Below are 3,367 nucleotides of genomic sequence, written 5' to 3'. Positions count from 1 at the left end.
TAAAAAATATGCTTTCTGATAATTTCAAATCTACTTTTTATGATTCAATAGAGGAATATCCTGTTAGTTTTTATCCATATAAAAGCAATGATGGAATTTATAGATTTAACTCTCATGACCTCAATTTCACGAAAATACACAAAAAAATGTAAGTTACATAAGTATCAAGATTTAAATTTAGGACTATTGGACTTATCAAGACCTTCAAAATATTTTGAAAGTCTTCCAGATTATAATAACTCAGAATTTATTTACTCTAATAAAGAAAGTAGCGACGACTCAAATATAGAATTAGACTTTTCAAAAATGAATGATATTAAATCAAAAAGAGATTTATCCCTTGATTGTAATAAAATTCTTGAAAAAAACTCAACAATTGAAAGTAGAATATACCCATATTATAAAAAATTACTAGATAGTGACGATAGTTTTGATGCTTGTGTTCCTAGTAGAAAAATCTTATTTGACAAAAAGTCAACGCCAAGCACGATCTAAGCAGGGGTGCTGTTGCACAAGTACTGTGAATTACAACAGCTCTTAAAAACTGAAAAAACAAATAAATTTTATATGGTTGACAAGCCTTTGACTAAGCTACTATCGACCATACTTTAGCGCTTAGGAATTACAATACTCTGAAAATCAGTCATATCATGAAATTGAAATAATTCGACTTATTGATTAACAAGGAGTTAATCATACAGGCAACGGTAAATTATACAACGGCCCTCCTAAAGTCGTGAGCTGTACTCAGCGAGCCTATCCTTGTTGTTTCCATGCTTTAATTTATGAGTTATGAATACCATGTTCACTGACTAGCTGTGATTGAGTTACTTTCTCTTTAATCGCTTCTAAAGCAATTTCAGCTTTAATTTTACTTGGATAGTTTTTACGCGTCTTAGTCATGCTATATCTCCTAAATTTAAGCAGAGATTATAGCTCTTAAATTTTTCTAAATTTCTTCCAGTTTTGCGCGCCTATATCACAAACAAAGTGATAGATAATTCTAAATACATGATGACTATTTCTATCTAAATCCATGCAACAAACACCGTTATAATGGGTCAAGACCCATTATACGCTATTCATCACGGGGGCAAGCCCCCGTGATTTTCGCTATGCGGTTAAAAAAATGAGAAATGAAAAGCACAGAAATTCCATTTTAGCATTGACATAAAAATGGGGGCTTTACAGGTAATGTCCATTTTATTTGGTATTATGAAATTAATGTGACGGTGCCCTTGTATCGTCTGATGATCGTTAGCCCAAATACACTAAAAACCGATGTAGTAATAAGAACCCAAGCAGGGCTGGATAAACGACCAGATAGATGAATAAGTAATGAGGCGATAAGAGGAGAAAGGCCACCAAAAACTGCAAAGCCTATATTAAAACAAAATGAGACTCCAGAATACCTGACATTTGTTGGAAATAGCTCAATAAGTAAGCATGGGTAACACCCTGTTATAAGTCCAGAAATAATACCCCACAAGATAAACCAGGCAGCCAGATTATCTCTATGTTCAACAATCGTTTTAAAAAAACTTAAACTAAACAAAATAAATATTAACGCACCAGTAAAAATAAGTTTCTTTCTTCCAGTGTAATCTGAAATTGCGCCAATGATAAATACAGATAGAGAAAAACTTATTAAACCGATAAAAGTAAGCGTTTCTGAGTGCTGAACAGAATAATTGTTAATGGTGTCTAAATAGCTAACCATATAAAGATATAAAACACTTACTATTGTGGCTCCCAAACTTGTGATTAGAATTCCTGCAATCACAGAAGGAAAATGGTTACGTAATAATTGATAAATAGGTACCTTATGGATACTTTCCTTTGCATGAGAAAAGTCAGGGGTCTCTTCTAGTCTACTTCTTAATAAGTAACTAATTATTGCTAATAACCCGCCAATAACAAAGGCAATTCGCCAGCCATAGTTAGCAGTTTCGGTAGGCGTTAAGCCAATTTTCACTATAGAATGAGCTACACTAGCAAAAACAATACCTACATTATTAAAAAGAAAAATTGCTCCACAAGCAAGCCCAGCTCTTTGTTTTATGTGCTCACTTACGAAGGTGATTGCTCCAGGTATTTCACCACCAATAGCAAATCCTTGGGTAATTCTTAAAAAAATGAAAGCTAAAGGTGCTAGCATACCTATTGATTGATAAGATGGAACGAAACTCATCAATAAGGTGCTTATCGCCATCAAGAATATTGATGTTGTGAAATTTTTCTTTCGGCCAATTCTATCTCCAAAGTGACTAAAGACAATTCCACCAATAGGCCTAATTAGATACCCCACCGCAAATAAGGCGAAGGCTGAAATAAGCTCAACTGAATGATTTTTATGAGGAAAAAATGTTTCCCCAATACTTTTAGCAAAAACAGCAAAAATGACGAAGTCATAAAGCTCTAAAGCACTACCAAAACTAGATAGAGTAATTATTTTAAAAGAATTTCTAGTTAAATAAATCATAACAATTAAACAACAGAATATATTTTTTAACCATCGATTCCATGCTGTGAAAACGACGACCATAAACCCTTAGTTGTCCTATTTCTCCTGATGCCATTCATTGTTCCGGTCAAGTCATATTGGACACTTTTAATTGAGATTTTTTCAAAATTAATAGGCGATAGGTTGCCATTGGCTGCATGCAGCCGATCATGATTGTAATATCGAATATAGGCCTCAACATCCTCCTTCATAGTATCACGGGTTAAGTGAGTCACATTCAACAGCCATTCGTGCTTTAGGCTGCCAAAAAAACGCTCGACAACCGCATTGTCAACGCAAGCACCGACACTGCTCATAGAAGCGGTGATTTTATGCTTCTTCAACAGTTTTCGATATTTTTTACTGGTATACTGCGAACCACGATCACTGTGAAATAACAAGTGTTCTGCCGGCTGCCGCAAGTGAATCGCTATATCCATTGCACGACAAACTAGATTTTCGCTCATTCTCTTATTCATCGCCCAGCCGATCACTTTTCGAGAGTATAAATCGATAACGACCGCAAGATATAACCAGCCTTCAGCCGTTCTAAGGTAGGTAATGTCACCTGCCCATGAGTGATTTGCAATGACTGGATTAAACTGCTGATTCAATACGTTATCTGCAACAGCGTGATGGTGCTTACGCTTAGTTGTCACTCTATAAGCTTTACGTTGCAGCACCTTTAAACCGAGTTTTTGCATTAGGCTTCTCGCCCAATAACGGCCTACTTGAAAGCCTTCTTCTTGAAGTTTATATGCCATCATTCGTGACCCTAAGCTGCCGCGACTTTCTTTAAAAAGCTCCTTACAGCGCCGATAAAGCTGAAACCCTTCAATTAAAATCACTTTAGCAGGCCGCTTG

2 protein-coding genes and 1 pseudogene are annotated in these 3,367 nt (G+C 35.5%); 1 reads left to right on the top strand and 2 read right to left on the bottom strand.

Going from position 1 to position 3,367, the window contains the following annotated elements:
* Positions 1 to 87: 87 nt before the first annotated feature.
* Positions 88 to 495, top strand: a complete 408-nt coding sequence (locus BGC07_RS16970; protein WP_139121822.1) for a hypothetical protein — start codon at positions 88 to 90, stop codon at positions 493 to 495.
* A 718-nt stretch (positions 496 to 1,213) separates the two neighbouring features.
* Here BGC07_RS16970 and BGC07_RS16965 read toward each other — a convergent pair.
* The gene (locus BGC07_RS16965; RefSeq protein WP_069314314.1) at positions 1,214 to 2,482 is read right to left on the bottom strand and encodes an MFS transporter; all 1,269 of its coding nucleotides are present in this window, start codon (positions 2,480 to 2,482) and stop codon (positions 1,214 to 1,216) included.
* 109 nt (positions 2,483 to 2,591) lie between these two features.
* Positions 2,592 to 3,367, bottom strand: a pseudogene (locus tag BGC07_RS16960) (IS3 family transposase); the annotation flags it as partial.

This window comes from Piscirickettsia litoralis, from assembly GCF_001720395.1.
In the GTDB taxonomy this organism is placed as follows: domain Bacteria; phylum Pseudomonadota; class Gammaproteobacteria; order Piscirickettsiales; family Piscirickettsiaceae; genus Piscirickettsia; species Piscirickettsia litoralis.
The sequence above is the reverse complement of the archived record's forward strand: the minus strand, read 5'-3'. Positions and strand labels throughout refer to the sequence as shown.

What these genes read in the sequence shown, in the direction of transcription:
- BGC07_RS16970 (WP_139121822.1), top strand. Translation starts at nt 88, where the DNA reads ATGATGGAATTTATAGATTTAACTCTCATGACCTCAATTTCACGAAAA.
- BGC07_RS16965 (WP_069314314.1), bottom strand. Translation starts at nt 2,482, where the DNA reads ATGATTTATTTAACTAGAAATTCTTTTAAAATAATTACTCTATCTAGT.